Here is a 395-nt window from a genome sequence, read left to right on the forward strand (position 1 = left end):
GCTTTTTATGAATTTCTGAAACCTCAATTTTATGATGTGCTATTTCCGATAAAATCAAATTTCTATATAGAAACCAATTTTGGCAATAGAACTGCTTCAAACATTAAAACTGAGCAATCTTTAATCACACTAAAAGCGTTTAACAACTTTCAACTGAATAGAAAAAACAGTATTTATTTGAATGTTGATGCTTCAAATCTAATCTCCGACAACTATTTTGAAAATGAACTGCTACGCTTTGGAGGTATCAACTCCATTAGAGGTTTTGAGGAAAATAGTTTGTTCGCTTCTTTATTTGGTGTTTTAAATACCGAATATAGATACCGCTTGAGTAATTCTATATTTATACATTCCATAACTGATGTCGCATATTTCGAAAACAAATCCTCCAATCT

The 395-nt window shown here is 30.4% G+C and carries 1 protein-coding gene; it reads left to right on the forward strand.

What is annotated here, in order from left to right; translation table 11 throughout:
* Positions 1–395 (forward strand): hypothetical protein (locus H4O21_RS28340; RefSeq protein ID WP_220495873.1); only part of this gene is annotated, 395 nt, incomplete at both ends.

The sequence above is a fragment of the Oceanospirillum sediminis genome (assembly GCF_014164585.1).
Lineage (GTDB): Bacteria > Pseudomonadota > Gammaproteobacteria > Pseudomonadales > Halomonadaceae > Oceanospirillum > Oceanospirillum sediminis.